3 protein-coding genes are annotated in these 2,808 nt (G+C 54.9%); all 3 read right to left on the bottom strand.

The genetic code is table 11. From position 1 onward, the window contains the following. Positions 1-59: 59 nt before the first annotated feature. Complete coding sequence (locus EHN07_RS20210) at positions 60-620, bottom strand: DsbA family protein (RefSeq protein ID WP_124025794.1); 561 nt, start codon at positions 618-620, stop codon at positions 60-62. A 79-nt stretch (positions 621-699) separates the two neighbouring features. Then, the gene (locus EHN07_RS20215; RefSeq protein ID WP_124025795.1) at positions 700-1,419 is read right to left on the bottom strand and encodes an SDR family oxidoreductase; all 720 of its coding nucleotides are present in this window, start codon (positions 1,417-1,419) and stop codon (positions 700-702) included. A gap of 3 nt (positions 1,420-1,422) precedes the next feature. Then, positions 1,423-2,532, bottom strand: a complete 1,110-nt coding sequence (locus EHN07_RS20220; RefSeq protein ID WP_124025796.1) for an alkene reductase — start codon at positions 2,530-2,532, stop codon at positions 1,423-1,425. Between the last annotated feature and the right edge of the window lie 276 nt (positions 2,533-2,808).

The raw sequence follows: 2,808 nt of genomic DNA on the forward strand, positions 1-2,808 counted from the left end.
ACGTACGGTGGTGTGAGAGGACGGCGGGAGTAATCCCGCCTCCTACTCGATTGTGGGGATTAAGCCAGAATGCGTTCAGCCCAGACGCTAATATCATCACCGCTGCCAAGATCGGCCTGCACCAGCCCATTCACCATAAAGGTTGGCGAAACGTGGATACCGTTCTGGCGTGCATATTTAGCGTGCCATTTAATATCATTCTGTAATGCCGGTTGGGCAAAAGCCTGCGCCAGCTGCACGCCGCTGTAACGTTCAATTCGCTCAATAATTTGCTGTGGCGTGGTGTCCATATTGGGGCCGCTGCAGTGATCGGCAAACTCGAATTCTTCACGACGGTCGGCCACGGCCTGCATCACTTTATGTGCCGCTTCGCGGCCTGCTGGCAGTGTGGAAGCCGCCAGGATACAGCGCACAATCACGCCTGAAAACAGGTGCCACGGCTGGGACTGTAAGCGAATTTTCACCGTTACTTTATCTTCGCCTACGGCTTCCAGCAGCGCGTTGAGCTTATTGAAAGCGCGTACGGAATAGGGGCAGGTTGGCTCAAGAAAAACTTCAAACGTGCGGGGACCATGGCCCCAGTTCAGTGGCTGGGCATGGGGTTTATTGTTTTGGCTCATAGCGTTCCTTTGATAAATCAAACTGGGTGATTTTTGAATACCGGACTAAAGCCCGGTATTCAGGGGCTGAATTAACTTATCAGTTAACGAGCGCGCCGCCATCAATATCGATAATGGAACCGGTGATAAATGGGTTTTCAATCACTAAAAGATAACCTTGCGCCAGGTCCTGCGCCCGCCCAACCGTTTTTGCTGGCAGGTTTTCTGCCGCCTTAGCCAGCATTTGCCGGCGGGCTTCTGCATCCATTCCGCTGTAAGCTTCGGTATCGGTTAATCCCGGGCTAATTGCGTTAACACGCAGCGGTGAGAGCTCCTTCGCCAGTATTTTCACCGCGGCTTCCAGACCCGCATTCATTGTCGTTTTAACCATTGTGCCAACAACCGTGCGGCGAGCAAGAAAACCCGTGGTTAGCGTTAAGGTGCCGCCAGGATTAATATTGCCGCTGAGGTGGCGAGCCACCCCCAGACTGCCCCAGAATTTGGTGTCAAATGCCTGTCTGGCTGCCGTGAGATCGAGGGTGCTTAATGCGCCTCCGGGCGCCTGGGAGCCAGCCGTTACCACAATATTATCTACCGCCCCGAGGGTGTGACTGAAGCGCTTAATTTGCTCTTCGCTGGCAATATCGAGCACCTGGGGTTCAACCGCAACACCCTGCGCCTGAAGCCGGGTGCTTGCCTGGCTGAGTTTATCGTGGCTACGGCCTGCCAGAATGAGGCTATCACCTCGCTTTGCCAGCAGTTGCGCTACGGCGAAGCCAATGCCTGTGGCTCCGCCAATAATTAAGGAACGTTGGGTCATGATTTATACCTCGCTTGCACTCCAGGTTGGATAATCGGTATATCCTGCTTCGTTACCGCCAAACAGGGTATTCGGGTTGCCGACAGGTGCCAGCGGCAGGTTTTCCGCCAGGCGGCGTGGGAAATCTGGGTTGGCAATAAACGGGCGACCAAAAGCAATCAGGTCAACAACGCCTGCGGCAAGCAGCTTTTCTGCTTTTTCTTTGGTGTAATTTCCGGCCACGATAATCGCCCCGCTAAAGGTGGCGCGCAGCGTTTCACGGAACTCGTACGGCACCTGAGGAGCATCATCCCAGTCGGCTTCCGCCAGGTGGATAAAAGCAATGCCTTTTTGTTCGCACCAGGCCGCAAGCGCCAGAATAGCTTCAATAGCCTGCGGATCGTCCATGCCGCGCTGGGTAATAAACGGGGCCAGACGGATACCGGTTCTGTCCGCACCAATGGCATCGCTGATGGCTTCCAGCACTTCCTGCGCGAAACGCACCCGGTTTGTCAGGCTGCCGCCGTACTGGTCACTGCGTTTGTTGGATGAGCGGCGCAGGAACTGGTCAATCAAATAACCGTTACCACCGTGTACCTCCACGCCGTCGAAACCGGCTGCTACGGCGTTTAGCGCAGCCTGTCGATAGTCTGCAATCACCTGGCGAATATCGTCCGGGGAGAGTTCGCGAGGTACCGGGCAGTCAACCATACGGCCCACGCCATCTTCACCCACCACCCAGACCTGCGCGTTTGGCGAAAGCGCTGAAGGGGCCACCGGCTTGCCATCCGGGTGAAAACTCTCGTGGGACATGCGTCCAACGTGCCATAGCTGCGAGAAGATTTTTCCACCTGCCTGATGAACGGCATCTGTTACCTGACGCCAGCCTGCCACCTGCTCCGGCGAGTGGATGCCGGGGGTCCATGAATAGCCCTGACCCTGCGGCGAGATTTGCGTGGCTTCGGTGATAATAAGCCCGGTGCTGGCACGCTGCTGATAATACTTTGCCATCAATGCGGTCGGGATATTACCCGGCTGCGCGGAGCGTGAGCGCGTCATCGGTGCCATAACAATGCGATTTTGGAGGGGGACTGACCCAACGTGGGTCGTTTCAAACAGATGGCGTGATTTCATATCTTCGACTCCGGGAACGTGAACGATGCCCTGACTCTACGCTCCGCCTGAGGTTTTGATAATTGTGGTAAAAGCTGATTATCTATTCAGTAAAATGGAATAATAGCCGGGCGCTAAGATATGAGGTTGTGACTGGCGTCAGGAGTGGTAAGGGAGCCATGGCCGCAGCCAGCGCAAAAGAGGGCATTACCGATTAAGGTTGCTGACAAAGAAGGAGAAAGCGTGAGTTTTCCTTCTTTGTGGCGCAGGGCTGAAAATCAATAAATTGATTTTCCT

The sequence above is a fragment of the Buttiauxella warmboldiae genome (genome assembly GCF_003818135.1).
GTDB lineage: Bacteria > Pseudomonadota > Gammaproteobacteria > Enterobacterales > Enterobacteriaceae > Buttiauxella > Buttiauxella warmboldiae.

Bases quoted from the DNA above. Each gene is read 5' to 3' on its own strand.
- EHN07_RS20210 (WP_124025794.1), bottom strand. From the start codon at position 620: ATGAGCCAAAACAATAAACCCCATGCCCAGCCACTGAACTGGGGCCAT.
- EHN07_RS20215 (WP_124025795.1), bottom strand. From the start codon at position 1,419: ATGACCCAACGTTCCTTAATTATTGGCGGAGCCACAGGCATTGGCTTC.
- EHN07_RS20220 (WP_124025796.1), bottom strand. From the start codon at position 2,532: ATGAAATCACGCCATCTGTTTGAAACGACCCACGTTGGGTCAGTCCCC.